The 25,697-nt window shown below is 71.1% G+C and carries 18 protein-coding genes; 11 read left to right on the top strand and 7 right to left on the bottom strand.

Annotated features, from left to right (window positions below; all coding sequences use genetic code 11):
- Positions 1–42 precede the first annotated feature (42 nt).
- The 5 genes from NS283_RS14935 to NS283_RS14915 form a co-directional block, all read right to left on the bottom strand.
- Entirely contained in the window at positions 43–1,863 is a 1,821-nt protein-coding gene (locus NS283_RS14935; protein ID WP_058597649.1) for a BNR-4 repeat-containing protein, read from the bottom strand.
- A 1-nt stretch (position 1,864) separates the two neighbouring features.
- Complete coding sequence (locus tag NS283_RS14930) at positions 1,865–3,184, bottom strand: sugar ABC transporter substrate-binding protein (RefSeq protein WP_058597648.1); 1,320 nt, start codon at positions 3,182–3,184, stop codon at positions 1,865–1,867.
- Positions 3,185–3,257: 73 nt separating this feature from the next.
- Positions 3,258–4,190: a carbohydrate ABC transporter permease gene (locus NS283_RS14925; protein ID WP_058597647.1), complete on the bottom strand. Its 933-nt coding sequence runs from the start codon at positions 4,188–4,190 to the stop codon at positions 3,258–3,260.
- Positions 4,187–5,035 carry a carbohydrate ABC transporter permease gene (locus tag NS283_RS14920; protein WP_058613811.1) on the bottom strand — a complete coding sequence of 283 codons (849 nt, stop codon included), beginning with the start codon at positions 5,033–5,035 and terminating at the stop codon, positions 4,187–4,189. Before NS283_RS14920 ends, NS283_RS14925 begins: the two co-directional genes overlap by 4 nt.
- Before the next feature lie 385 nt (positions 5,036–5,420).
- Positions 5,421–6,266 (bottom strand): alpha/beta fold hydrolase, encoded by an 846-nt coding sequence (locus NS283_RS14915; RefSeq protein WP_058597645.1) that lies wholly within the window; start codon positions 6,264–6,266, stop codon positions 5,421–5,423.
- An 81-nt stretch (positions 6,267–6,347) separates the two neighbouring features.
- On the opposite strand from NS283_RS14915, the gene NS283_RS14910 reads away from it, so the two are divergent.
- Genes NS283_RS14910 through NS283_RS14900 form a run of 3 tightly spaced genes read left to right on the top strand, consistent with a single transcriptional unit; the run spans position 6,348 to position 9,798 of the window.
- Entirely contained in the window at positions 6,348–6,794 is a 447-nt protein-coding gene (locus NS283_RS14910; RefSeq protein WP_058597644.1) for a MarR family winged helix-turn-helix transcriptional regulator, read from the top strand.
- The gene (locus NS283_RS14905) at positions 6,791–8,167 is read left to right on the top strand and encodes an MFS transporter (protein WP_058597643.1); all 1,377 of its coding nucleotides are present in this window, start codon (positions 6,791–6,793) and stop codon (positions 8,165–8,167) included. Before NS283_RS14910 ends, NS283_RS14905 begins: the two co-directional genes overlap by 4 nt.
- A gap of 53 nt (positions 8,168–8,220) precedes the next feature.
- Positions 8,221–9,798: a DHA2 family efflux MFS transporter permease subunit gene (locus NS283_RS14900; protein ID WP_058597642.1), complete on the top strand. Its 1,578-nt coding sequence runs from the start codon at positions 8,221–8,223 to the stop codon at positions 9,796–9,798.
- Here the strand turns inward: NS283_RS14900 and NS283_RS14895 are convergent.
- Together NS283_RS14895 and NS283_RS14890 are read right to left on the bottom strand one after the other, a co-directional pair.
- On the bottom strand, positions 9,795–12,224 hold the full coding sequence (locus NS283_RS14895) for a glycoside hydrolase family 2 TIM barrel-domain containing protein (protein WP_058597641.1): 2,430 nt from the start codon (positions 12,222–12,224) through the stop codon (positions 9,795–9,797). The genes NS283_RS14900 and NS283_RS14895 overlap by 4 nt on opposite strands.
- On the bottom strand, positions 12,221–12,886 hold the full coding sequence (locus NS283_RS14890) for a TetR/AcrR family transcriptional regulator (protein WP_058597640.1): 666 nt from the start codon (positions 12,884–12,886) through the stop codon (positions 12,221–12,223). The genes NS283_RS14895 and NS283_RS14890 overlap by 4 nt, the downstream gene beginning before the upstream one ends.
- Before the next feature lie 189 nt (positions 12,887–13,075).
- Here NS283_RS14890 and NS283_RS14885 point away from each other — a divergent pair, with 189 nt between their 5' ends.
- The 8 genes from NS283_RS14885 to NS283_RS14850 all read left to right on the top strand — a co-directional run.
- On the top strand, positions 13,076–14,599 hold the full coding sequence (locus NS283_RS14885) for an ABC transporter substrate-binding protein (RefSeq protein WP_058597639.1): 1,524 nt from the start codon (positions 13,076–13,078) through the stop codon (positions 14,597–14,599).
- Between the two features lie 63 nt (positions 14,600–14,662).
- Positions 14,663–15,604, top strand: a complete 942-nt coding sequence (locus NS283_RS14880) for an ABC transporter permease (RefSeq protein ID WP_058597638.1) — start codon at positions 14,663–14,665, stop codon at positions 15,602–15,604.
- Positions 15,601–17,466, top strand: a complete 1,866-nt coding sequence (locus tag NS283_RS14875) for a dipeptide/oligopeptide/nickel ABC transporter permease/ATP-binding protein (RefSeq protein WP_058597637.1) — start codon at positions 15,601–15,603, stop codon at positions 17,464–17,466. The genes NS283_RS14880 and NS283_RS14875 overlap by 4 nt, the downstream gene beginning before the upstream one ends.
- A complete protein-coding gene (locus NS283_RS14870; protein ID WP_058597636.1) occupies positions 17,463–18,293 on the top strand; it encodes an ATP-binding cassette domain-containing protein in 831 nt (276 codons plus the stop codon). Before NS283_RS14875 ends, NS283_RS14870 begins: the two co-directional genes overlap by 4 nt.
- Before the next feature lie 155 nt (positions 18,294–18,448).
- Positions 18,449–20,731: a glycoside hydrolase family 3 protein gene (locus NS283_RS14865; RefSeq protein WP_241492265.1), complete on the top strand. Its 2,283-nt coding sequence runs from the start codon at positions 18,449–18,451 to the stop codon at positions 20,729–20,731.
- Positions 20,728–21,858: a serine hydrolase domain-containing protein gene (locus NS283_RS14860; protein WP_058597634.1), complete on the top strand. Its 1,131-nt coding sequence runs from the start codon at positions 20,728–20,730 to the stop codon at positions 21,856–21,858. Before NS283_RS14865 ends, NS283_RS14860 begins: the two co-directional genes overlap by 4 nt.
- An 83-nt stretch (positions 21,859–21,941) precedes the next feature.
- Positions 21,942–23,465, top strand: a complete 1,524-nt coding sequence (locus NS283_RS14855) for a glycoside hydrolase family 43 protein (RefSeq protein ID WP_058597633.1) — start codon at positions 21,942–21,944, stop codon at positions 23,463–23,465.
- Positions 23,462–25,697, top strand: a 2,236-nt coding sequence (locus NS283_RS14850; RefSeq protein ID WP_058597632.1) for a family 78 glycoside hydrolase catalytic domain, incomplete at its 3' end; no start/stop codon positions are given. The genes NS283_RS14855 and NS283_RS14850, both read left to right, overlap by 4 nt.

The raw sequence follows: 25,697 nt of genomic DNA, 5'->3' as shown, positions 1-25,697 counted from the left end.
CGCGGGGGCGTCCGGTGCGGTGCGGGGTGGGGAGGTCGGGGCTTACTCCACGGCGATCGCCTCGATCTCGAAGACCCGGGCCACGTCCGTGGCGGATGCCGAGGGGTCGCTGATGAGCAGGCGCACGCCGTCGGCGACGACTCCGGCGGCGGGGAAGCTCACCAGTCGCTGCGTGTTGGCGGTGACGGAGCCGATGCTCGTCCACCCCGCGGACGTGCGCACCTGCGCCTCGAAGGAGCGGAGGACGGCCGCCGAGCCCGCCTCGGCGCTGTAGCCGCTGCGCACGCGCACCTCCTCGAGCGCCACCGGAGCGGCCAGGCTCAGCGAGATCCACGGCGCCGTGTCTCCGACCGCCGAGATCCACCGACTGGCGTCGCTGCAGACGCCGTCGACGGCGCGTTCCGGGCCGGTGTCGGCGCGCAGGCTCGACGAGGCGGTCGCGGTGGCGCCCAGAGCGACGTTCACCCCACCCGGGTCGTCGCGGAGGTCGGCAACCAGCTCCGACAGGAAGGTGGCCGGACCGACCGGCACGCCGCGCGGGACGACCGCCCGCGACAACCGAGCCGGGGCTGCGACCGGAGCCGACAGGTAGACCACGTCGGCGCCGTCGGTCGATCGCTCCTGTGCACGCAGGCGTTGCTGCCCGAGGCGCGCCTCGCCGACACCGGCGAACGACCAGGTGGAGGTCGCGTCGTCGCGCTCGGCGACGACCGCGCGACTGCGCAGCTCACCGCAGACCTGGGCGGTCACGACGGTGTAGAGGCGGGTCGTGGAGCCGGCGCGCGTGACGTCGACGGCCGCCGAGGTGGCGACGCCGTCGCCGAGGGCCGCCGTGTCGACGACCTTCTCGTCGACCCAGGCCGAGCCGTTCCATCGGGCGAAGCGCGCGTCGTACGCGGTGCGGTCCTTCTCGACGAAGCGGTAGCCGACGCCCGCGAGAGACGAACCGTCGAGCGCGAGCTTCGCGGACTGCACCGCCGGGGTGTAACTGCCGATGGTTTCCCCCGCCGAGAACGGCCGCCAGACGATCGCTCCCGCCGAGGCAGGCGTGATCGGCCCCGACACCATGGTGCCCGCGACGTCCGTGAGTGTCCCGGTCGCGGGGTCGTACACGGCGTACGAGCCGAGGTGACGGGCGGGGTCGGCGGGGAACGGTCCCCACTCCCACAGCACGTGCACGCGGCCGTCGGGCGACACCTCGAGGTCGTCGGGGTAGAACGAGTAGCCCGTCGCGGCGGCGATCGTCGCCTCCCGCGCCCAGGATCCGGCATCCGGGTCGAAGTGGTACAGCACGCCCTCGCGCGCCCCGTCGGCGTCCGTTCCGGTGCGCACCAGCACCCAGGCGTCGCCGTCGGCACCGCGAGCGGTCACCGGGTAGGTGATGTCGACGTCGAGGTCGGGCATGGTCGAGGTGCGGTCCACCATCGTGCGCACATCGCCCGCGGTGTCGGAGCGGAAGTAGTTCCACTGCTCGTTGTGCATCGACACGAAGGCGTGGATGACCCCGTCGCCGTCGACCACGATCGAGGGCTGGTTGTGGCCGTTGTCGTCGGCGAAGGTGACGCACGCGGTCCCGGCCGTGGCGCGCAGGCACCCCTCGGTCCACGTGCCGTCGGCGGCGCGGGAGGCGAGGTGCACCTCGTGCCGCGCGGCCTGGGCCGCGGGCGCGTTGAAGGCGAAGAAGGTCACGTCGCCCACGACGTCGAGGGGGTTCCACCAGGCTGCCTGGTTCGACGAGTCGACGGCGTACGGCAGCTCTTCGACCGTCGTGGAACCGCCGGTCGCGTGGGCAGGCGGCGTGACGATCAGCCCGAGGGCGAACGCGGCGACGACCGCCGCGCTCCCCCCGCGGAGGGTCCGCATCTCAACCGACCAGCTTCTGTGCGGCCTCGCCGGCCTTCTTCATGGCATCCTTCGGCGAGGCGGACCCGACCAGGACGGCCTGCACCTGATCGGCGATCGCCGACTCGATCTGCGAGTAGGCGGTGAACTTCCACAGGGGGTTCGAGCTCGCGGTCGCGGTGATGCGCTCGCTGAACGCCGCGCCGAACGTGTCGGACGAGACCTCGCTCGACGCGAGGGCCTCGGTCGTTGCCGGCGGGAGCCCCCGCAGCTTGTAATCGGCGAGGATCGCGTCGAGGTCGCTCGTGGCGTACTGCGCGAAGTCCCCCGCCGTCGGCGCGCCCGCCCCGTTGACGACGGCGATCGCGCCACCCCACACGAGGGCGCGCGGGGTGTCGCCGGCCTTCAGGACCGGTCGCGAGACCGGAGCGAGCTTCGCCGCGAGGTTCGCGTCGGGCGACTCCTTGGTCACCGCGCCGCGGCCCACGGGGGCGTCGTCGTACATCGCGGCGCGGCCCTGCGCGAACAGGCTGCGGGCGTCGAAGCGGTCGACATCGGCGGCGATGAGGCCCTGGTCGTAGAGGCCCTTGTACCAGGTCACGGCCTCGACGCTCGCGTCGTCGCCGATCGTGATCGTGTCGCCGTCGACGAGCGGGCTGCCGAAGGTCTGCATCCAGATGAGGATGTCCTTGAGCTGCGCGGCCTTGGTCGAGGCGGCGTAGGGGATGAGCCCGCCGCCGAGACCCTTGAGGGAGACCAGAGCTTTCTCGAACTCGTCGACCGTGGTCGGGAACGCGTCGGCCGACAGGCCCGCCTTGCCGAGCGTCTCGGAGTTGGCGATGAGGCCGATCGCGCCGATCGTCCACGGCAGGGCGTACTGCGTGCCGTCGAAGGTCGCGGCCTGCAACGCCGACGAGGTGTACCCGCGACCGGATGCCAGCGACGAAAGGTCCTGGAGCTTGCCGGTGGCCGCGAGGCTCCCGAGCCACGCGACGTCGACGTGCGCGGCGCCCGTGAACTGCCCGCCGGTCACCTGCAGCATGAGCTGGTTGATGTACTCGTTGTACGGGAAGGCGGTGCGCTTGATGGCGACGCCCTTCGCCTTCTCGTAGCTCGTCAACGTCCCCTCGAGGGCCGGCTTGGCGGACTCCTCGGTGAGCGACCACGACGCGAACGAGAAGTCGGTCGGATCACCTCCGTCGAGACCCGCGGCACCGGCCGCGGGGCCGGCGGTGCCGCTGGGCACGCAGCCCGCGAGGACCGCGGCTCCGGCGCCGATGCCGAAGAGCTGCAGCGCGCGACGGCGGCTGATGAGGGGATTGGGCAGGGATGAAGCTGACATGGGTGTCCTCCTTGACGGTGCGAGCTTGACGGTGCGAGCGCGACGGTGTGAGCGAAGAGTGAGTGGGAGCCGGTCAGCCCTTGACCGCGCCCGCGGTCATGCCGCTGACGAGGTAGCGCTGGAGCAGCATGAAGGCGATGGCCACGGGCAGCGACACGACGAGCGAGGCCGCCATGAGCTCGGGCCACGCGGTCGCCGCCTCGCCGACGTAGGTGTTGACGAGTCCCGGCGGGAGCGTCTGCTTGTCGGGGCCGGCGAGCGTGAGGGCGAAGATGAAGTCGTTCCAGCCGCGCACGAAGGCGAAAAGGCCCGCGGCGACGAGACCGGGAGCAGCCAGCGGCAGGACGATCGAGTGGATCGTGCGCAGGCGCGAGGCACCGTCGACGCGCGCCGCCTCGATGAGCTCGTCGGGGATCGTGTCGAAGAACCCCTTCAGCATCCAGACGCACAGCGGCAGGGTGAAGGTCGTGAACGAGAGCACGAGGGCGGTGTAGGTGTTCAGCAGCCCGTAGGCGCTGAAAACGCTGTAGAGCGTCACGAGCAGAAGGGCCTGCGGGAACATCTGCGACGCGAGCACGAAGTACATCAGCTGGCGCCGTCCGCGGTACCGGAACTTCGAGAACGAGTACCCCATGTAGGCCGAGACGATGACCGAGAGTACGGCCGTGATGACCGAGACGATGATGCTGTTCTGCAGGTAGGTGAACAGCTGCGGGTTCGCCACGAGACCCGCGTAGGCGTCGAACGTGATCTCGGTCGGGAAGATCTTCGGCGGGTACGAGAAGACCTGGTCGCGAGGGGTGAGCGACGTCGCGAGGAGCCAGTACACCGGCAGCAGGGCGAAGCCTCCGCACACGATGACGGCGGCCCACGCGGCGAGACGGACGCCGGGACGGTCCGAGCGGAGACCGGATGCCAGCTGCCGTCGGCGCCGGCGCGGAGTCGGGGGCACCACGGGTGGCGCGTCGGGGGTCGGGGTGACGGTGGGCAGTGCGGTGCTGGTCATCGCTTCTCGCCCCTCTCGGAGAATCGGACGTAGACGACGACGAGCGCCATGAGCAGGACCATCCACAGCAGGCCCAGGGCACCGGCGTGACCGAGGTCGAAGCCGTGGAAGGCCGTCTCGTACACCGCTGTGGCGAACGTCTCGGTGGAGCCGGCGGGACCGCCGCCAGTGAGGACGTAGATGATGTCGAAGTGCTGGAAGTTCCAGATGAACTCGAGCAGCAGGACGAGCCCGATGATCCCGCCGATCTGCGGAACAGTGATCGAGAAGAACCGGCGGACCGTGCCCGCGCCGTCCATCTCGGCGGCCTCGTGCAGTTCGCGCGGAACCGTCTGCAGGCCGGCGAGGAGCATGACCATCATCCAGGGGAAGGACTGCCATGTCTTGGCGACGATGACGGCGAACATCGCTGTGCCGGGCTGAGCGAGCCACGCCTGCGGAGCGACCCCGAGCGGTTCGAGGATCGCGTTCATCACGCCGTAGTTGGCGTTGAAGATCCACATCCAGAGGAACGAGACGACGACGCCCGGGACGAGCCACGGGATGAGCATCAGGCCGCGCATGACCTTCGAGCCGCGGATCTGGGTGTTCAGGGCGAGCGCGAGCGCGAAGCCGATCACGAAGGGGGCGATCGTGGTGCCGAGCGTGAAGACCAGCGTCTGCGCGAGCAGGCGGAGGAAGTCGCTCTCGAGCACGTCGACGATGTTCTGGATGCCGACGAACTCCCGGCCGGGGAGGACGAGGCTCTGGCGGAAGAACGCCGTGACGAGCGCCGAGATCAGCGGATACGCCACGACCACGGCCATGAGAGCCATGCCGGGCACGACGAGGAGCAGCGCGAACATGCCGCTGCTGAGGCGCTCGGGACGGGTTCCGGCCGTGCGACGCGATCCTTGGAGCGGATTTGATTTGTTTGCTTTTGTTTGTTGTTGTTTGAGTGTCGTTGTCACGTCCGTGTGCACTTTCCTCGGCATTGAGGGACCGAAAGGCCCGGGGGATGCGGATTTCTCCGAATCGGACCGCCCCAGCTTCGCGGCTTCCGCGGCGCTGGTCAATTCGACGAGGTAACGCTTAGGTCACGGCGTGTTGATTTTCGTTTGATTCTGTTTCTTCCTGTTTGCGCACATCGGCGAAGTCGACCCGCCCTTCCACGAGCTCAGGGACCTCGGCCGCGCGAGAGGCCTCGGCCGCGCGAGAGGCCTCGGCCGCGCGAGGAGACCGCGCCGCGGCCTACGCCGCGGGGAGGCGGGCGTCGAGCCAGGCGAGAAGATCAGCGCGCACCTCGGCCTGCTGCACCTCGGCGAAGATCTCGTGCCGGGCGCCGGGGTACACGAGCGTCGTGACGTCGGTCAGGCCGGATCGCGAGCGATACGCGTCGGCCAGCAGGTGCACGCTGCGCGGGCCGCCGACCGTGTCGTCACGCCCGACCATCAGGAGCACGGGGACATCGCGCTCGAGGTTGCGGCGCGGGCGACCGAAGAGCTTCGCGGCCTCGATGGGACCGAACAGCTTCGCCAGCGGCACCGAGGTGGTCAGCGGGTCGGCCACGAAGTCGCGACCGACCTGCTCGTCGCTCGAGAGCCACTGCATGCCCGAACCGCCGAGCTTCTTCCACGGGCCGTTCAGGTCGCCGGGGTTGAGAGCCCCGGGCCACCGCAGGGCCGAGCCGCTCAGGACGACGGCGTCGAAGGCATCCGGATGCCGATCGAGCAGCATCTGCGCGAGGAACGAGCCCCACGAGTGCCCGAGGAGCACGAGCGGGAGGTCGGGGTGGCGCTCGCGGATGATCTGCGTGAGCGTCCAGACCGCGTCGCGAGCGGCGCCGAGACCGCCGGGACCGAGGCGCCCGAGCTTCGCGTGATCGCCGCCCCACTGCCGAAGGCCCGTGCGTCCGTGCCCGCGGTGGTCGTCGGCGTAGACCGTAAGGCCGTCGGCGACGAGAGCATCGATGAGCGCCGCGTAGCGACCGGCATGCTCGCCGACACCGTGCAGCAGCTGCACGACGGCGCGGGGATCCTCTGCCTCGTACACGTCGTAGACGATCGTGATGCCGTATGCGTCGACGAACTCAGGCATGCGCCGATCCTAGGGTCAACCCGGCGACCTCGGTTTATTTAGCAAAACTAATGAGCTATGCTAACGAATAGAGGAGACGGTATGCGCGCGAACGATCCAGGTCCGGACACGACCCTCACCTCGGCGGCATCCGAGCTCCGCATGGCGACGTTCCGTCTGGCGCGACGGCTCCGCGCGCAGCGCGCGGTCGACTCCATGAGCGACGGACAGTTCGCGGTACTCGCGGCCCTCACGATCCACGGCGAGCACACTCTCGGCCAGCTCGCCGAGCGCGAGCGCGTCACGGCACCCTCGATGAATCGCACGGTGTCACTCCTCGAGGACGCGGGATACGTCACGCGCACCCCGCACGAAGACGATCGGCGCAAGGTCACGATCGCCCTGACGGATGCCGGACGCACCGTCGTCGACGAGACGGTCCGGCGGCGCGACGCCTGGCTCGAAGAGGCCCTCGACGGGCTCACCCCGGCGGAGCGGCAGACCCTGGCCGCGGCGGCCGAGATCATGAGGAAGGTGGCGGAGAGATGAGCGCGATGTTCCGATCCTTCTCGGTCTTCAACTACCGCGTCTGGTTCATCGGCGCCCTGGTGTCGAACATCGGCGCGTGGATGCAGGCGACGGCGCAGAACTGGGTCGTTCTCACGCAGCTGACGGACAACGACGCGGCGGCGATGGGCGTCACCATGGCCCTGCAGTTCGCCCCTCCCGTGCTGCTCGTGAGCGTCACGGGATGGGTCGCCGACCGCTTCGACCGGCGCAAGCTCATCATGTGCACGCAGTCGGCGCTGCTTGCGCTGGCTCTGAGCCTCGGCATCCTGATCCTCACCGGCGTGATGACGCTCCCCCTGATGTACGGCTTCGCTCTCGCGCTCGGCGTGGTCACCGCCTTCGACAACCCGGCGCGGCAGACCTTCGTCTCCGACCTCGTCGAGAAGGAGAACGCCTCGAACGCCGTGGCGCTGAACGCGGCGTCGTTCAACACCGCACGACTCATCGGCCCCGCGGTGGCCGGCGTCATGATCGTGGTCGTGGGCACCGGCTGGGTGTTCCTCGTCAACGCCGTGACTTTCCTCGCCATGCTCGCGGCCCTGCTGATCATGCGGCCCCACGAGCTGGTGGTCCACCACCGCCGCGGCGGTCCCGCGCGGCTCGCGGACGGGTTCCGCTACGTGGCGAGGCGCCCCGACCTCGTCGTGACGTTCTCGATGGTGTTCCTGCTCGGGGCGTTCGGCATGAACTTCCCGATCTTCGCGTCGACCATGGCGCTGGAGTTCGGCCGCGGCGCCGACGGCTTCGGCCTGCTGAGCTCGTTCGTCGCGATCGGTTCGCTCGCCGGCGCCCTGCTCGCCGCGCGGCGCGAGCGCGCCCGGATGCGCGTCGTGATCCTCGGCGCGGGCGGGTTCGCGGTGGCATCCACTCTGTCCGTTCTCGCGCCGAGCTACGGCGCCTATGCCGCGACGCTCGTGCTCACAGGCTTCTGCGTGGTGACGACGCTGACCACCGCGAACGGCTACGTCCAGACCACGACCGATCCCGCACTGCGCGGACGGGTGCTCGCTCTGTACATGGCGATCCTGCTCGGCGGCACGCCCGTGGGCGCGCCGATCGTGGGCTGGGTCGCGAGCGAGTTCGGCCCGCGCGTGGCCATCGGCCTCGCCGCCGTCGCCGCGATCGTCGCGTGCGGGATCGGCGTCGCGTGGACGCTGTCGTCGGGACGCGTGCACAGGCACGAGAGCAAGCGCTTCCGCCTCACTCTCGACGAGACGCGGCCCCTGGCGGTCGTCTCCCCGGAGCCCGAGGACTTCAGCGACGAGGTGGCGGGAACGACGCCGATCCCTCTCGCCACCGGCGAGCGCGTGCCCCGACCCGGGGTGCATCGTCCCGCCTCGCATCACCCCTGAACCTCCCGGTCAAGGGATAGCCGCCACCCAATGTAGCTAGATAAGCTAGCTACATGAACGAACGCATGGTCGGGCGCCGCTGGGCGGGGCTCGTCTTCATCAGCATCGCCGTCTCGCTGATCATCGTCGACTCGACGATCGTCAACGTGGCCGTCCCCTCGATCGTCGAGGATCTCGGGATCTCGTCGACCGAGGTGCAGTGGGTCCAAGAGGCCTACACCCTCGTGTTCGCCTCGTTCCTTCTCGTCTTCGGCAGCCTCGCCGACCGGTTCGGCCGACGACGCCTCATGCTCATCGGCGTCGTCGTCTTCGCCCTCGCCTCGATCGCGGCATCCCTCGCCCCCACCGGCGGAGCCCTCATCGCGGCGCGGCTCGTGCAGGGCGTCGGCGGGTCGATGATCCTGCCGACCACCCTGTCGCTGATCAACGCGACCTTCCGCGGGAAGGAACGCGGAATCGCCTTCGCCGTGTGGGGATCGACGATCGGCGGTATGGCGGCCGTCGGGCCCCTGCTCGGCGGGTGGCTGACGACCGCCTTCTCGTGGCGGTGGGCGTTCGGCATCAACATCCCGCTCGGCGTCCTGATCCTGATCGGCGTCCTGCTGACGGTCGCCGAGTCGCGCAGCGAGCAGCGCGCGGCGATCGACGGCGTCGGCGCCCTGCTCTCGGTGCTCACGATGGCCCCGCTCGTGTTCGCTCTCATCGAGGGGCGCACGTACGGCTGGTGGACGGTCGACACCGTCCCGACGGTCGGTGCGTGGACGTGGCCCCTCGAGCTCTCGCCCGTCCCGATCGCTTTTGCGGTCGCGGCGATCGCCCTGGTGGCCTTCATCGCGTGGGGCGTCGGGCGCCAGCGGCGGGGCCTGTCGACCCTGCTGGCGTTCGACCTGTTCCGCATCGGGTCGTTCCGCAACGGCAACATCGCGGCGGCGGTGGTGTCGCTCGGCGAGTTCGGCATCATCCTCGCGCTGCCGCTGTGGCTGCAGTTCGTCGTCGGCTTCGACGCCCTGCAGACCGGGCTCCTCCTCCTCTCGCTCGCGATCGGTTCGTTCGTCGCGAGCGGGGTCGCGGGAGCCCTCAGCGGCAAGGTCGCCCCGGTGTGGGTGGTGCGCGGCGGCCTGCTCGCCGAGATCGTGGGCGTCGCCGGCGTCGCCCTGACGATCGGACCGGATGCCACCTGGGGACCGCTCATCCCCTTCCTCTTCGTCTACGGTCTCGGTGTCGGGCTCGCCACCGCGCAGCTCACCGGCGTGGTCCTCGCCGACGTCCCGCCCGCGGCGAGCGGCCAGGCGTCCGGCACGCAGTCGACCTCGCGGCAGCTGGGCGCGGCCCTCGGTGTCGCGATCCTCGGCACGGTCCTGTTCTCGACCACCGCGGGCGTGCTCGCGGGCTCGCTCGACGCTCGTGGCCTCCCCGTCGCCCAGCGCGACCAGGTCGTCTCGCAGGTGGTCGACAGCGCCGGGGCGGCGATCGCGGGCCTCGGTCAGTCCCCCACCACCCAGGACATCGCGGCTGATGCGCGCGCGGCATTCAGCGACGGGACGCGGGCCGCGGCGTTCACGGCCGCGGGCTTCCTGACGCTGGGGCTCGTGTCGACGGTGGCGCTGGGGAGGCGGAGAGAGGAGCGCTAGGAGCCCGCGCGCACCGTCGCCCGCGCCTCGGGGTACCCCGGCGCCGTGACCCGCACCGTGACCTCCCCGACCCCGGTGGGGCGCACGATCGCGAGAGCGCGGCCGTCGTAGGTCGTCACCGAGGCCGCCGACAACGGCTCCTCGGTGCGCGCCCGGCCCGTGCCGAGCCCCGCGAGCACGCCGGGGCCATCGACGCTGACGCTGACCACGACGTCGCGGTCGCAGGGCACGACGCCGGCCGCGTCTTCGAGGGCGATCCGCACGAAGGCGAGGTCGTCGAGACCGGCACCGATGGCGGAGGCCTCGGCCCGCGCCACGAGCGTGGGGTCGCCGGTGGTCGAGCGGAGCGTCGTGCGCCCCACCTCGACGCCGTCGCGGCGCGCGATCGCGGTGAGCTCGCCCGGCACGTAGACCGTGTCGAAGCGGGCGGTGTATTCGCGCGCCTCTCCGACCGGGGCGACACCGACCGTCACACCGTCGCGCTGCAGCTCGACCTCGTCCGCGTCGGCATAGACGTCGACCACGACGGGCGAGCCCGCGGGGACGTCCCACGTCCAGCTCGCCACGGTGTCGTCCCACGACCACGGGGTCACCGCCGTCGCGCGGCCGTAGTGCTGCGGGCGGTGCACGGCGAGGAACGGCTCGGTGCGCAGACCGTAGACGATCTCGCGGAAGAACGAGACCGTGCGGCGGTGGCCCGTGGCATCCAGGTCTCCGGACTCCGCGAACAGGTACGGATACGGGCCGGCCGTGTCGGTCGGGGCGTCCGAGACGGCGTCGACGTGGTCGACCCGGCCGATGCCGGCTTCGCCGAGGTAATCCCACCCCGTCCAGGTGAAGTCGCCGATCACGTGCGGGAGCGACGAGACGAGCGGCCACAGGGCGCCGATGCGCTCGGGGAAGGTCTCGGACCCGACGATCACGCGATTCGGGAACAGCTCCGCGTCGAGGGCGTACCGCGAGTCGGCGTAGTTGAAGCCCACGACGTCGAGCACCGCCGCGGACTCCTCGATCGTGCCGGTGACGAGCTCCGAGGCGTTCATCGCGGCCATCTGCGCCCCGAGGCCGGCCATGAGCGTGTTGGGGTCGGATGCCGCGAGCTCGGCGCGCGCTTCGGCGATGCGCTCGAGGTTCGCGATGATCCCGTTGATGCCGTTCGTGACGAAGCGGGTGTCGTCGAGAGCGCGCACGGCCTCGGCGAGGCGACGGCTCCACGCCGCGCCGTGGGGACTCGCGACCTCGAGGATCTCGTTGCCGATCGAGTACATGATCACGCTCGGGTGGTTCGCGTCCTTCGCGACGAGGGCCTCGACGTCGGCCCGCCAGTCGTCGGCGAACCGAACGGAGTGGTCGAACGCCGTCTTGGCGCGCGTCCACACGTCGCCGAGCTCATCCATCACGACCATGCCGTGGCGGTCGCAGGCCTCGAGCAACGCGCGGCCGGCCGGGTTGTGCGAGCTGCGGATCGCGGTGAACCCCGCCTCCTTCAGCAAACGCACGCGGCGGTCCTCGGCGGCGGCGATCGAGACGGCACCGAGGGGGCCGTTGTCGTGGTGCACGCACGCTCCCCGCAGCGTCACGCTCTCGCCGTTGATGCGGAGACCGTGCACGGGGTCGAGCTGGAGGGAACGGATGCCGAACACCGTGCGATCCCTGTCGAGGGGCGCCGCGTCGGCCTCGTCGGCGAGCGCGGTGTGCAGCTCGTAGAGCGCCGGGGTGTCGATGCTCCAGAGCTGCGGGCGCTCGACGGTCAGGCGGGCGCGGGCGACCGCGTCCTCCCCCGGCAGGACGGTGACCGGCGAGGACCCCGTCGCGACCGAGCGCCCCGCGGGGTCGCGCACCTCCCACGTCACGCGCGTCGTCCGCGTGTGCCGGGTCGTGTTGCGCACGCGCGTGGCGACGGCGACGATCGCCCGCTCGTCGTCGATGTCGGGCGTCGTCACGCGCGTGCCGTCGAGCGGCAGGTGCACGGGATCGGCCACGACGAGGTGCACGGGACGATGGATGCCGGCCCCGGTGTACCAGCGGGAATCCTTGTGCACGCGGGCCTCGACGCTGACACGGTTCGTCTCGCCGAAGCGGAGGAACGCGTCGGCCTCGACCGTGAAGGCCGCGTAGCCGCTGCCCTCGTGAGCCGCGCGCTCACCGTTCACGAAGACGACGGCGTCGCGATAGACGCCCTCGAATTCGAGGACGACGGTCTTGTCGCGCCACGACTCCGGGACCTCGAACTCGCGGACGTACTCGAAGGCCCCGCCCGGGTAGTAGCCGGACGTCACCCCCTGCGGACTGTCGGGCGAGCGTGGCAGATCGCGGAGGGCATCGTGCGGAAGCGTGACGTGCGTCAGGGTCGCGGCATCCTGTGCTTCGAAGGCACCGCGCTTCGGACCGACCGTCCATCCCTCGAGGAAGGGCTCGCGGATCATCGGGGGTCGCCCGCCTGCAGGTCGAGGACGTCCTCGAGGGCCTGCAGGTCGAAACCGCGGACCAGCAGCCGGAAGTGGGCAGCGAGGTCGTGGGCCATGTCGGTCGACGAGGGGTCGAGGAGCCACTGCACCTGCAGGCCGTCCATGAGCGCGGTCGTCGCGACGGCCGCACGGGCGGGATCGACCCCCTCGACGAGGCGCCCGGCCACCCGAAGACGCTCGAAGGCATCCGTGAGCCGGGTGCGGACGTAGATGTACCGGTTCTGGAAGTACTCGTGCGCGGGGTGCGTGGGAGACGTCGCCTCGGCGGAGAGGGTGCAGAAGAGCTCGACGACTCCCGGCATCGAGGCGTTGATCGCGGCGAGCTCCACGAGCCCCTGGAGGGTGGCGGCACCGTCGGTGAGGTCGAAGTCGACCACGGCCCGCGCCGCCTCGTCGCGGTGGTCGAGCACCGCGAGCAGGAGGGCGCTCTTGCGCGGGAAGTGGTGCAGGAGCCCCGCTTCGCTCATGCCGACGCGCTGGGCGATCTCGCGGAGAGACCCGGCTCGGAAGCCGGATTCGGCGAACACCTCCAGCGCGGCGTCGAGGATCGCCTGGCGGGTCGCCTCGCTCTTGGCGTACTCCCCACGCGGCTTGCGCGGCGTGCGCGTCGTCTCGGTCATTGAGCCACCGTATCCGTTCGCTCAGTGCCCCATCGGCTGAGCGAACGACCTTCCCGTGAACCGTTTTATAACGAATTCCTAGCGACCGCTAGTTTTTAACGCCAAAAATCTAGCGGGCGCTCGGAATTGCTGTTACCGTCTCGGCGCAGGGCGATCCACTGGGGTTTCGCCACGATGAAGGGACCAACGATGTTCCGATGGAAGGCCACAGCAGCCCTCGCCGTCGCCGCAGCTCTCGTGCTGACGGGATGCTCCGGCGGAGGGTCGGGGAGCGAAGGCTCCGGCAGCGCTGATCGACTCACGCTGACCGCGATCGCCTCGCCCACGAGCTACGACATCGCCGCCGGCGCCGAGTACGGCAACCGGAGCCCGTTCTTCCAGGCGGTGTTCGACACGCTCCTGCAGAAGGACTCCAAGGGTGAGATCCAGCCGTGGCTGGCCACCGCCTGGGAGTACAACGACGACAAGACCGTCCTGACGCTGACCCTGAAGGACGGCGTGAAATTCACGGATGGCACGCCCGTCGACGCCGAGGCGGTCGTCGCGAGCATGGAGCGCTTCCGCGACGGCACCTCGCCCCAGGCGGCGACGCTCGCGGGCAAGGAATTCGCCGCGGTCGACGCCACCACGGTGACCATCACGCAGGCCGCTCCCGACCCGTCGCTGATCAACCTGCTCTCGATCGCCCCCGGCCTCATCGAGGCGCCGTCGTCGTTCGGCAACGCCGACGTCGCGACGAACCCGATCGGCTCGGGCCCCTACATCCTCGACACCGCCTCGTCGGTCACGGGCACCACGTACAACTACACCGCGAACCCGGACTACTGGAACAAGGACGCGGTGAAGTACCAGAACCTCACCATCAACGTCCTCGAGGACCCGACCGCGACCCTCAACGCCATCCGCGCCGGTGAGGCGAACGGCGCGAAGATCGCCGACAACAACACCATCTCCGAGGTCGAGGGCGCCGGCTGGACGATCGAGTCCAACGAGCTCGACTTCCAGGGCCTGCTCCTGCTCGACCGCGCCGGGACCATGGCGCCCGAGCTCGCCGACGTGAAGGTGCGACAGGCCATCAACATGGCCTTCGACCGCGAGGCGCTGCTGCAGTCGCTGCAGAGCGGCTACGGCACCGTCACCGAGCAGGTCTTCCCGAAGACCTCGGTCGCTTACGACGAGTCGCTCGACAGCACGTACCCGTACGACCCGGCCGCCGCCAAGAAGCTCCTCGCCGACGCGGGGTACCCCAACGGCTTCACGCTGAACATGATGTCGACGCCCGCCTTCCAGCAGACGTTCGACCTCGTCGCCCAGCAGCTGTCGGACATCGGCATCACGGTCAACTACACCGACCCCGGTACCGGCAACTTCATCACCGACATGCTCGCCCCGAAGTACCCGGCGACGTGGATGGCGCTGGAGCAGAACCCCGACTGGCAGCTGATCAACTTCATGATCGCTCCGGACGCGACGTTCAACCCCTTCAAGTACGAGGACCCGAAGGTCGACGCGCTCATCTCGACGATCCAGACCGGATCGCAGGCCGAGTCGGACACCGCCGTCAAGGAGCTGAACAAGTACATGGTCGACCAGGCCTGGTTCGCCCCGTTCTTCCGTGTCCAGGGCACGTTCGCGACCGACGCGAACACGAACCTGGAGTTCTGGCCCACCAACGCCTACCCGTCGATCTTCGACTTCTCGCCGAAGAACTGATCCGTCCGTCGGTCCGTCCGCGCCCCGGCGCGGGCGGGCCGACCCGGGCCCCAGGGACCACACATGCTCGCATTCATCGTGCGCCGGCTCCTCTCCGGAGTCGTGCTCATCGCCGTCATCTCCTTCCTCGCGTTCACCCTCCTCTACGCCGCCGGCGGCGATATCGCCCGTCGCATCCTCGGAGAGAACGCCACCGCCGAGACCGTCGCCAAGAAGACCGCCGAGCTGGGCCTGAACCGCCCCCTCCTCGTGCAGTACGGCGACTGGCTCTCCTCCGCCGTCACGGGCAACCTCGGCCGCAGCTGGTTCAACGGCGAGCTGGTGTCGGTGAGCGTCTCGGGCCGCCTGTCCGTCACCCTCTCGATCGTCATCGGCGCGACCCTCGTGTCGGCGATCCTCTCCGTCCTCCTCGGCGTCCTCGCCGCTCGCCGCGGTGGTGCGATCGACGCCGGCGTCCAGTTCCTCTCGCTCGTCGGCTTCGCCGTCCCGGGCTTCCTCATCGCACTGGTGCTTGTGCTCGTGTTCGCGGTGAACCTCGGATGGTTCAAGGCCACCGGGTACACCCCCATCACCACCTCGTTCGGCGGGTGGGTGGCATCCGTGGTCCTCCCCATCGTGGCGCTCTCGATCGGCGCGATCGCCACCGTCGCGCAGCAGGTGCGCGGCTCGGTGATCGACGCCACCTCGCGCGACTACGTCCGAACCCTCCGGGCCCGCGGCCTCAGCGAGAACTCCGTCATCTACCGCCACGTGCTGCGCAACGCCGGCGGCCCCGCCCTCGCGGTGCTCGCCGTGCAGTTCGTCGGCCTCCTCGGCGGAGCGGTCATCGTCGAGCAGATCTTCGCCATCCCCGGCATGGGTCAGCTCAGCGTCCGCGCCACCACGCAGGGCGACATCCCCGTCGTCATGGGCCTGGTGATCGCCTTCGCGATCATCGTCGTGGTGGTCAACCTCCTCATCGACCTGGCTCAGGCCGCTCTCAACCCGAAGGTGCGACTGTCATGACCGCCATCGACGTTCCCCCCACCGTTCCGGTCGCCCCGGTCCGCGTGGCACTGTTCCGCCGCCTGCTGCGGCGGCCCATCGGCCTCATCTCGCTCGGCTTCCTGGTGCTCGTCGCGGTGCTGGCGATCATCGGTCCGCTCATCGCCCCGCAGGACCCGAACTTCGCCGACATCCGCGCGATCCTCGCGAGCCCCTCGGGCGCCCACATCCTGGGCACCGACGGCAGCGGTCGCGACGTGCTCTCGCGCCTGCTCGCCGCCACCCAGACGAGCATCGCCGCCGCCCTCATCGCCCTCGTCGTCGCCGTCGTGCTCGGCGTGGTCAGCGGCCTGATCGCCGGCTACTACCAGGGCTGGTTCAACACCGCGGCGACCTGGGTCACCGAGCTGAACATGGCGCTCCCCGGCATCGTCGTGCTGCTCGCGGCGCGCGCCGTGCTCGGCCCCTCGGTCTGGCTGTCGATGGTGATCTTCGGCATCCTGCTCGCCCCCGCGTACTTCCGCCTCGTCTACGCCTCGGTCACCGCCGTGCGCAACGAGCTGTACGTCGACGCGGCACGCGTGTCGGGTCTCAGCGACCTGCGCATCATCGGACGCCACGTCTTCTCGGTCGTGCGGGCGCCCATCATCATCCAGTCGGCGATCATCGCCGGCATCGCCATCGCGATCCAGTCGGGCCTGGAGTTCCTCGGTCTCGGCGACGTCAACGTCCCCACCTGGGGATCGATGCTCACCGACGGCTTCAAGAACATCTACAAGAACCCGGTGCTCCTCGTCTGGCCTTCGCTCGCGATCGCCCTGACCTGCATCGCCCTGACGCTGCTCGCCAACGTGCTGCGCGACGAGCTCGAGCGCACGGTGACCGTGCGTCGCCGCCGCCGTCGTGCGGTGCTCACCGCGACCGGCTCGATCGCGACCGCGACCACCTCCGTGGCACTCGGCGGTGGCGACCTCACCGACCCCGACGAGATCCCCGAGGTCGCCGACGGCGACGTGATCGTGCATCGCGAGGACGCGCGGAGCAAGTCGACCGAGACGGTGCTGCGCGTGCGCGACCTGCACGTCGGGTACGACCAGTCGGACGGCTCGCACATCGAGGTCGTCCACGGCGTCTCGCTCGACATCCGCAAGGGAGAGGTGCACGGCCTCATCGGCGAGTCCGGTTCGGGCAAGACCCAGACCGCGTTCGGCGTCCTGGGGCTCCTGCCCCGCGGCGGCTCGGTCACGGGCGGCACGATCTCGTTCGACGGCGTCGACCTGGCCGACGCCTCGGAGCGCGTATACGCGGGCGTGCGCGGCAAGCGCATCGGGTACATCCCCCAGGAGCCGATGAGCAACCTCGACCCCGCCTTCACCATCGGCAGTCAGCTGGTGGAGCCGCTGCGCAAGCACCTGCACCTGTCGGCCAAGGACGCGCGGGAGCGGTCGCTCGATCTGCTCGCCCGCGTGGGCATCCCCGAGCCGAAGCGCACGTTCGACGCGTACCCGTTCGAGGTCTCGGGCGGTATGGCGCAGCGCGTGCTCATCGCCGGGGCCATCTCGACCGACCCCGAACTGATCATCGCCGACGAGCCCACCACGGCTCTCGACGTCACGGTGCAGGCCGAGGTTCTCGAGCTGCTGCGCGACCTGCAGCAGGAACGCCAGATGGCGATGCTGCTGGTCACGCACAACTTCGGCGTCGTCGCCGACCTCTGCGACCGGGTCACCGTGATGCAGAACGGCCGCTTCGTCGAGCAGGGTCCCGTTCGGGCCATCTTCAACGACGCGCAGCACCCGTACACGCGGGCGCTGCTGGACGCGATCCTCGACGAGGGTCCCGCGCGGCCGCCGCTCGGCGCCGAGAACGGAGTGGTGGCATGAGCACCCCGCTGCTGACCATCGACGACCTCGTCGTCGAGTACCCCGGGAAGGGCTTCCGCGCGAAGCCGTTCCGAGCTCTCAAGGGCGTCTCCCTCGACATCCTCCCCGGCGAGACCGTGGGCCTCGTCGGCGAATCGGGGTCGGGCAAGACCACGCTCGGCCGCGCGGCCCTCGGCCTCGCGCCGGTGAGCGGCGGGAAGATCACCTACGACGGGCGCGACATCTCGCACCTCGGCCGCGCCGAGCGCCGCGCCCTGAGCTCGGAGATCCAGGTCGTCTTCCAGGACCCGTACTCGTCGCTGAACCCGTCGATGACGATCGAGCAGATCCTCATCGAGCCGCTCACGGTGGCCGGGGTCTCGGCATCCGATGCCAAGAAGCGCGTCCGCGACCTGCTCGACCAGGTCGGGCTCCCCGGTGATGCCCGCAACCGTCTGCCGCGCGAGTTCTCGGGCGGCCAGCGTCAGCGCGTCGCGATCGCGCGGGCGCTCGCTCTGCAGCCGCGGCTCATCGTGTGCGACGAGCCGGTGTCGGCTCTCGACCTGTCGACCCAGGCGCGCGTGCTCGACCTGTTCATCGAGATCCAGAACCGCACGGGGGTGGCGTACCTGTTCGTCACGCACGACCTCGCCGTCGTGCGCCACATCAGCCACCGCGTGGCCGTGATGTACAAGGGCGAGATCGTCGAGACCGGCGACGCCGACCGGGTCACCTCGGCCCCCGAGCACCCGTACACGCAGCGCCTGTTCATGGCGGCTCCCGTGCCCGACCCCGACCGCCAGGAAGAGCGTCGCGCTGCGCGCCGCGCTCTGCTGTCGGCATCCTGACCCTCCCCACCGGAAAGACCACCGTGACCGCTACGCCTGCCACCGACCACCTCGTCCCGCTGCTCTCGGCGCTGACCCTCGAGCAGAAGGCGGCCCTCGTGCAGGGCGCCGACTTCTGGACCACCGTCCCCCTCCCCGAGATCGGGCTGCGGGCGATGACCCTCTCGGACGGCCCCGCCGGCGTCCGCGGTCCCCGGTGGGACGAGCGCGAGCCCTCGCTCAACATGCCGTCGGGGTCGGCGCTGGCCGCCTCGTGGGACGTGGATCTCGCCTACCGCTACGGGGCGGCCGCGGCATCCGAGGCCCGCCGCAAGGGCGTCGACGTCGTGCTCGGACCGACGATCAACCTCCACCGCTCTCCGCTCGGCGGTCGCCACTTCGAGTGCCTGAGCGAGGACGCCGAGCTCACCGCTGAACTGGGTGCGGCGTACGTGCGCGGCCTGCAGGACAACGGCGTCGCCGCGACCCCGAAGCACTTCGTCGCGAACGACTCCGAGACCGACCGCTTCACGGTCGACGTGCAGGTCGACGAGCGGGCGCTGCGCGAGCTGTACCTCGCCCCGTTCGAGCGCACGGTCGACGCCGGCGCGTGGTCGATCATGAGCTCTTACAACGCCGTCGACGGCGTGACGATGACCGAGAACGACCTGCTCGAGACGCCGCTGAACTCGGAGTGGGGCTTCGACGGCGTGGTCATCAGCGACTGGACCGCCGTCCGCTCTCTCGACGCCGTCGCCGCGGCGCAAGACCTCGCGATGCCGGGGCCCGCTCCCGCGTGGGCCGACCTCGTCGACGCCGTCCGCGACGGCCGCGTGCAGGAGGCCGACCTCGACCGCAAGGTCCTGCGTCTGCTGCTGCTCGCCGAGCGGGTCGGCGCCCTCGAGGGCAGCACCGCGATCGAGCCCACCCCGGTGGATGCCACCGAGTTCGCGCGCGAGTCGGCGATCGCCGGCACGGTGCTCCTGAGCAACGACGGCATCCTCCCCCTCGACGCCGGGGCCGTGGCATCCGTCGCCGTCATCGGACAGAACGCGCGCGACGCGCGCACCCAGGGCGGGGGCAGTGCGACCGTCATCCCCGCGCACATCGTCTCTCCGCTCGCGGGCCTGCGCGACGCGTTCGGCGACGACCGGATCACGTACGAGCTCGGCGCCGTGACCCAGGAGGGCGTGGCCGAGCTGCCCCTGTCGCAGATGCGCAACCCCGCCACGGGCGAGCCCGGACTGCGCGTCCGGTTCCTGGATGCTGCGGGCACCGAGCTGTTCGCCGAGGACCGCCGCGCCTCGGCCCTGGTCTGGTTCGGCGGCGACGCCCCGATCGAGGCCAGCCGCACCGTCGTCTTCGAGACCGTCTACACGCCCGAGCAGTCGGGTGCCGTCGAGCTCGGCTTCGCCGGCGCCAACCCCGCGCGGGTGTTCGTCGACGACGAGCTCGTGCTCGACGACAGCCCCGTCCTCGAGGGCACCGACCTGGGAGCCGCCTTCCTCAACCCGCCGTCGATCACCGCCACCGTGCAGGTCGAGGCCGGGCGCGAGATCGCGGTGCGCGCGGAGTTCTCGCGCGACGGTTCCGGGACACTGTCGGGTGCGATGAGTGCGACCCTCGGCATCGCGCCCGAGCGGACCGACCCCGACGAGCTCATCGCCCGCGCGGTCGCGGCCGCCGAGGCCGCCGAGGTGGCCGTCGTCGTCGTCGGCACGAACTCGAAGGTCGAGTCCGAGGGGTACGACCGCACCTCACTGGATCTGCCGGGGCGTCAGGACGACCTCGTGCGCGCCGTCGCCCGGGCCAACCCGCGCACCATCGTGATCGTCAACGCCGGATCTCCCGTCGTGCTGCCGTGGGCGAGCGACGTCGCCGCCGTCGTGCAGGGCTACTTCGGTGGCCAGGAGTTCGGCACCGCCCTCGCGGCCGTCCTCACCGGGGCTGCCGAGCCCGGCGGGCGCCTCCCCACCACGTGGCCGGCGAGCATGGCCGACGTGCCGGTGCTCGAGGTCACCCCGACCGATGGCGTGCTGCGCTACGACGAGGGCATCCACGTCGGCTACCGCGCGTGGCTGCGCACCGACACCGCACCGGCGTTCCCCTTCGGCCACGGCCTCGGATACACGAGCTGGTCGTGGGATGCCGCGGAGCGCGACGGGGACGACCTCGTGGTCCGCCTGACCAACACGGGCGAGCGCGACGGCCGTCAGGTAGTGCAGGTGTACGCCGAGCGCGCCGAGTCGAGCGTCGAGCGCCCCTCGCGCTGGCTCGTCGGATTCGCCACCGTCACCGCTGCCCCCGGCGAGAGCGTCGAGGCACGGGTCACGGTTCCCGCGCGGCGCCTCGCGCACTGGGACGGCGCGTGGGTCACCGAGCCCGGCGACTTCACGCTGCTCGCGGGGGCGTCCGTCGTCGAGACGCCGTTGCACACGGTCTGGTCGGTGTCGGAATGAGCCCCCTCGAGACCGCGCACCTGCACGGGCGCGCCGACGACCGGGTCGCCGACGCCGTCGCGCGGCTGGACGCCGCCCTCTCGGGCGACCCCGAGCTGTCGTTCCAGGCCGCGGCGTTCCATCGCGGCGAGCCGGTGCTCGACGTCTGGGGCGGACGTCACCTCGGCGAGGACTCGGTTCTCGTGCCGTTCTCGGTGACGAAGAACACCATCGGCATCACGATCGGTCTCCTGGTGGAGCGCGGACTCCTCGATCTCGACGACCTCGTCGCCGATCACTGGCCCGAGTTCGCGGCAGCGGGCAAGCAGCGCGTCACCGTGCGCCAGCTCCTGTCGCACCAGGCGGGCCTTGCGCAGACCGATCCTCCGCTCGACCGCTTCGACGCGCTCGACCAGCCCGTCGCGGCCGCGCGACTCGCCGCGACCCGGCCCCTCTGGCATCCGGGAAGCGCCTTCGGGTATCACGGGGTGACGATCGGCAATCTCGGTGCCGAGCTGATCCACCGGGTGACCGGACGGACGATGCACGCGTTCTACGAGGAGGAGATCCGCGCCCCGCACGGCATCGACTTCTACCTCGGACTCCCCGCCGACCAGGAGCACCGCCGCGTCGACCTCCAGCCGATGACCCCGCCCGCCGCGGGCGTCGGCGCGCATCGACCGACGGCGCTCGGCGTGCGCGTCTTCGGCAGCGCTCCGCCGACGCCCGACGTCGCGAACGACCCGCGCAGCTGGCGCTACGGCCACCCGGCCACCTCGGGCACGGGCAGCGCGCGGGGCATCGCGCGCCTGCTCGCGGCCGCTGTCACCGGGGTAGAGGGCGCCGCGCCCTTCCTCTCGGCCGACACGGTCGCGCAGATCGGGCAGCAGCAGGTGCACGGCTACGACGAGGTGCTCGGTCAGCACGACCGGGCGCACGCGATCGTGTTCCAGAAGCCCACGCCGGCGATGCCGTTCGGCGGCGTGACTGCCTTCGGGCACGACGGCGCCGCGGGCGGCCTCGCGTGCGTCGATCCCGAGACGGGGATCGCGTTCGCGTGGACGATCGCGCGCGGCGCGTGGCCGGGCGGCGGAGACCCGCGCGCGGTCGCCCTCGCCGCCGAGCTCGGCCGCCTGTTCGCCGACTGAGCCGACCGAGCCGACCGTCCCTTCTCCCGCCGCCGCCCGCGACACCCCGCCGGGCGGCGGCGGACCCGACCCCCTCGAGGACCATGACGACCACCGCCGCACTCCCCAACCCGCTCATCGCGGGCTTCCACCCCGACCCCTCGGTCGTCCGCGTCGGCGACACGTGGTACCTCGCGACCTCGACGTTCGAGTACCTTCCCGGCATCCCGATCCACCGCTCCACCGACTTCGTCGAGTGGGAGCTCATCGGCCACGTCGCCACCCGGCCCGGTCAGCTCGACGTCGAGAACGTCCCGACGGCGGGCGGCGCGTGGGCACCGACGCTGCGGCACCGCGACGGGGTCTTCCACGTCGTGGTGACCGACGCGATGGGCCGCGGCATGCTGCACTTCACCGCGACGGATCCGGCGGGACCGTGGAGCGACGGCGACCTGCTCACGGTCCCCGACGGCTCGCGCTCGCTCGACGGCATCGACCCCGACATCGCGTGGGATGCCGAGGGCACGGCGTACATCACCTACTCGGGGCTCATCCTCGGCGGTCCGGACGCGGGCACGCACACCGGCATCCAGCAGGCCCGCGTCGACCTCGGAACGCACCGCGCGCTCGAGGAGCCGCGGTCGCTGTGGTCGGGTGTGGGCGGGATGTTCCCCGAGGCGCCGCACCTCTACGAGATCGAGGGGCGCTGGTACCTGCTCATCGCCGAGGGCGGCACCGAGCGCGGTCACGGCGTCTCGCTCGCTCGCGCCGATTCCCCCGAGGGCCCCTTCGAGGCGGCCCCGAACAACCCGCTCGTCTCGGCCCGATCCACGACCCGGCCGGTGCAGAACACCGGTCACGGCGACCTCGTCACCGGTCCCGACGGCGAGTGGGTGTGCGTGCTGCTGGGCGTCCGGCCGCGCGGCATGACCCGCGCCTTCTCGGCGCTCGGGCGCGAGACGTTCGTCACGCGCGTCACCTGGCAGCCCGACGGGTGGCCCACGATCGAGCCCGTTCCGCTGAACCCCCGCCCCGGCAGGCGTGTCGAGGTCGCGTTCTCGCCCGAGACGGTGCTCGACGGCGGGTGGATCGCGGTCCGCTCGCTGCCCACCGACCACGCCGACCTCACCTCGCGGCCGGGATGGATGCGTCTGGATGCCGATGGCTCGACGCTCGGCGATCCCCGTCCGGTGTTCGTCGGCCGCCGTCAGGTGCACCTCGGCCAGCGCACGTCGGTCACCCTCGACGTGTCCGCGGGGATCGGCGGTCTCGCCGTCCGCTACGACGAGCGCTTCCACGTCGAGGTCGAGGCGGGGGCCGGTGAGATCGTCGCGCGCGCCGTGGTCGGCGACCTGGTGCAGGAGTGGCGCGAGCCCCTCTCGGCCCCTGTGCTCACGCTGCACATCGACTGCGCGCCCGGCAGCTCCGCGGTGAGCTTCGCACCCGCGATCCACGCTCTGCACCTCGCGGCCACCGTCGAGGAAGAGCGCATCGCTCTCGCCGAGGTCGACGGGCGCTTCCTGTCGTCCGAGGTGACGGAGTCGTTCACCGGACGCGTGATCGGCGTGTACGCCCGAGAGGGCATGATCGACGCGACCGCCTGGGTCGCCGAGGGAGACGACGAATGACCACCGACACCCGTGTCGCCGCGGTGAAAGCCGAGCTGCGCACCGACTCGCCGTTCGTCGCGACGCCCACGCCGCGCCTCACCTGGCGCACCGAGACGTCGACCCCGTCGTGGCGTCAGGCCGGCGCCGAGGTCACCGACGGCGAGAGCACCATCACGCTCGAGGGCGCGGAATCCGCCCTCGTCGACTGGCCGTTCCCGCCGCTGGCCCCCGGCGAGCGCCGCGAGGTGCGGGTGCGGGTGACCGGCGTCGACGGCGCCGTCAGCGCGTGGAGCGCGCCCCTCGCCGTCGAGGCCGGCTTCCTCGCCCCCGACGAGTGGATCGCCGAGCCGATCGGCCTGGCGGATCCGGAGCGTGAGGCCCAGCCCGCGCTCGTGCGGACGACGTTCCGCCTGGATCGGCCGGTCCGCCGCGCCCTGCTGCTGTGGACCGCCCTCGGCAGCGCCGAGCCCGAGATCAACGGCCGCGCCGTCTCCGACGACGTCCTCGCCCCGGGCTGGAGCGCGACGCGCGACCGCCTCGTGCACGAGAGCGTCGACGTCACCGACCTGCTCGTCGAGGGCGACAACGTCGTGGGCGCGACCCTCGCCGGCGCCTGGTACACCGAGCGCTACGGCTTCTTCACGTTCACCGACCGCGTCTATGGCGACCAGCCGTCCTTCCTGGCGCAACTGCGCGTGACCTTCGCCGACGGCACGGTCGAGACCCTCGCACCGACCGGCGCCGCTTGGACCGCGACGGGCGACACCGAGATCGTCGCGAGCGGCATCTACGCGGGCGAGCATCAGGACCTCCGCCTCCGCGCCCCCTGGTCGACTCCGGATGCCGCGACCTCCGGCGATGACCGAGGCTGGGCGCCCGCGCGAGTCGGCGTCGTCGCCCGACCCGGCTACGAGAGAGTCCCCCGCCCCGAGGCGCGCATCGCCGAGCCGGTCCGTCGCCACGAGAGCCTCCCCGTCGTCGCGCGCCTGACCACGCCGTCCGGCGGAGAGGTCCTCGACTTCGGGCAGAACCTCGTCGGCCGCCTGCGCCTGCGCGTGCGCGGCGAGGCGGGGACGACGGTCACGATCCGCCACGCCGAGGTGCTCGACGCAGGCGAGCTGGCGCTCCGCCCCTTGCGCAACGCGAAGGCCACGGCATCCTTCGTCCTGTCCGGCGGCGACGACGTGCTCGAGAGCCGCTTCTCGTTCTACGGCTTCCGCTACGCCCAGATCACCGGCATCGACGTCGCCGACGAGCAAGTCGAGGCCGTCGTGCTGCACAGCGACATGGAGCGGACCGGCTGGTTCGCCTCGTCGCACGCGCTCGTGAACCGGCTGCACGAGAACGTGGTGTGGGGCATGCGCGGCAACTTCCTCGCCCTCCCCACCGACTGCCCGCAGCGCGACGAACGACTCGGCTGGACCGGCGACCTCCAGGTGTTCGCGCCGACGGCGTCGTTCCTCTACGACTGCGACGGGTTCCTCACCTCGTGGCTGCGCGACCTCGCCCTCGAGCAGGAGCGCGCCGGCGGGGTCGTTCCGCTGGTGATCCCGGCCGCCCTCCCCTCGTTCGCGGGCGGCGGTCCCGTCGCAGCGTGGGGCGACGCCGCCGCGGTCACCCCGACCGTTCTGCACGAGCGGTTCGGCGACCGCGAGGTGCTCGCGGCGCAGTACCCGAGCATGCGCGCGTGGGTCGAGGCGGTGCGGACGGATGCCGGGGACTCGGGCCTCTGGGCCGGACGCATGCAGCTCGGCGACTGGCTCGACCCGAGCGCGCCGCCCGACCAGCCCGGTAAGGCGAAGGTCGACGGCGACATCGTCGCTACCGCGTACTTCGCGAGGTCTCTCCGCCAGGTCGCCGAGGCGGCGGCGCTGCTGGGGAACACTTCGGATGCCGAGACCTACGGTGCTCTCGCCGAGCGCAGCCGTCGCGCGTTCGTGACGGAGTACGTCACCCCCGCCGGCCGCATGATGAGCGACGCCCCCACCGCGTACGCTCTCGCCCTCGCGTTCGACCTCGTGCAGGACGCCCCGACGCGCGCGGCCCTCGCCGACCGGCTCGCAGCGCTCGTCCGCGAGAGTGGGTACCGCATCTCGACCGGCTTCGTCGGCACGCCGATCATTGCGGACGCGCTCAGCGACGGGGGTCACCACGACGCGGCCGAGCGCCTGCTGCTGCAGACGCAGTGCCCCTCGTGGCTCTACCCGGTGACCCAGGGGGCGACGACGGTGTGGGAGCGGTGGGACAGCC

The organism is Microbacterium testaceum (assembly GCF_001476285.1).
Taxonomy (GTDB): domain Bacteria; phylum Actinomycetota; class Actinomycetes; order Actinomycetales; family Microbacteriaceae; genus Microbacterium; species Microbacterium testaceum_B.
Note: the sequence above shows the minus strand (reverse complement) of the source record. Positions and strands in the feature narration are given on the sequence as shown.

Excerpts from the sequence above, each read along its gene's own strand:
- NS283_RS14935 (WP_058597649.1), bottom strand. The coding sequence starts at position 1,863 with ATGCGGACCCTCCGCGGGGGGAGCGCGGCGGTCGTCGCCGCGTTCGCC.
- NS283_RS14930 (WP_058597648.1), bottom strand. The coding sequence starts at position 3,184 with ATGTCAGCTTCATCCCTGCCCAATCCCCTCATCAGCCGCCGTCGCGCG.
- NS283_RS14925 (WP_058597647.1), bottom strand. The coding sequence starts at position 4,190 with ATGACCAGCACCGCACTGCCCACCGTCACCCCGACCCCCGACGCGCCA.
- NS283_RS14920 (WP_058613811.1), bottom strand. The coding sequence starts at position 5,035 with ATGTTCGCGCTGCTCCTCGTCGTGCCCGGCATGGCTCTCATGGCCGTG.
- NS283_RS14915 (WP_058597645.1), bottom strand. The coding sequence starts at position 6,266 with ATGCCTGAGTTCGTCGACGCATACGGCATCACGATCGTCTACGACGTG.
- NS283_RS14910 (WP_058597644.1), top strand. The coding sequence starts at position 6,348 with ATGCGCGCGAACGATCCAGGTCCGGACACGACCCTCACCTCGGCGGCA.
- NS283_RS14905 (WP_058597643.1), top strand. The coding sequence starts at position 6,791 with ATGAGCGCGATGTTCCGATCCTTCTCGGTCTTCAACTACCGCGTCTGG.
- NS283_RS14900 (WP_058597642.1), top strand. The coding sequence starts at position 8,221 with ATGAACGAACGCATGGTCGGGCGCCGCTGGGCGGGGCTCGTCTTCATC.
- NS283_RS14895 (WP_058597641.1), bottom strand. The coding sequence starts at position 12,224 with ATGATCCGCGAGCCCTTCCTCGAGGGATGGACGGTCGGTCCGAAGCGC.
- NS283_RS14890 (WP_058597640.1), bottom strand. The coding sequence starts at position 12,886 with ATGACCGAGACGACGCGCACGCCGCGCAAGCCGCGTGGGGAGTACGCC.
- NS283_RS14885 (WP_058597639.1), top strand. The coding sequence starts at position 13,076 with ATGTTCCGATGGAAGGCCACAGCAGCCCTCGCCGTCGCCGCAGCTCTC.
- NS283_RS14880 (WP_058597638.1), top strand. The coding sequence starts at position 14,663 with ATGCTCGCATTCATCGTGCGCCGGCTCCTCTCCGGAGTCGTGCTCATC.
- NS283_RS14875 (WP_058597637.1), top strand. The coding sequence starts at position 15,601 with ATGACCGCCATCGACGTTCCCCCCACCGTTCCGGTCGCCCCGGTCCGC.
- NS283_RS14870 (WP_058597636.1), top strand. The coding sequence starts at position 17,463 with ATGAGCACCCCGCTGCTGACCATCGACGACCTCGTCGTCGAGTACCCC.
- NS283_RS14865 (WP_241492265.1), top strand. The coding sequence starts at position 18,449 with ATGACCCTCTCGGACGGCCCCGCCGGCGTCCGCGGTCCCCGGTGGGAC.
- NS283_RS14860 (WP_058597634.1), top strand. The coding sequence starts at position 20,728 with ATGAGCCCCCTCGAGACCGCGCACCTGCACGGGCGCGCCGACGACCGG.
- NS283_RS14855 (WP_058597633.1), top strand. The coding sequence starts at position 21,942 with ATGACGACCACCGCCGCACTCCCCAACCCGCTCATCGCGGGCTTCCAC.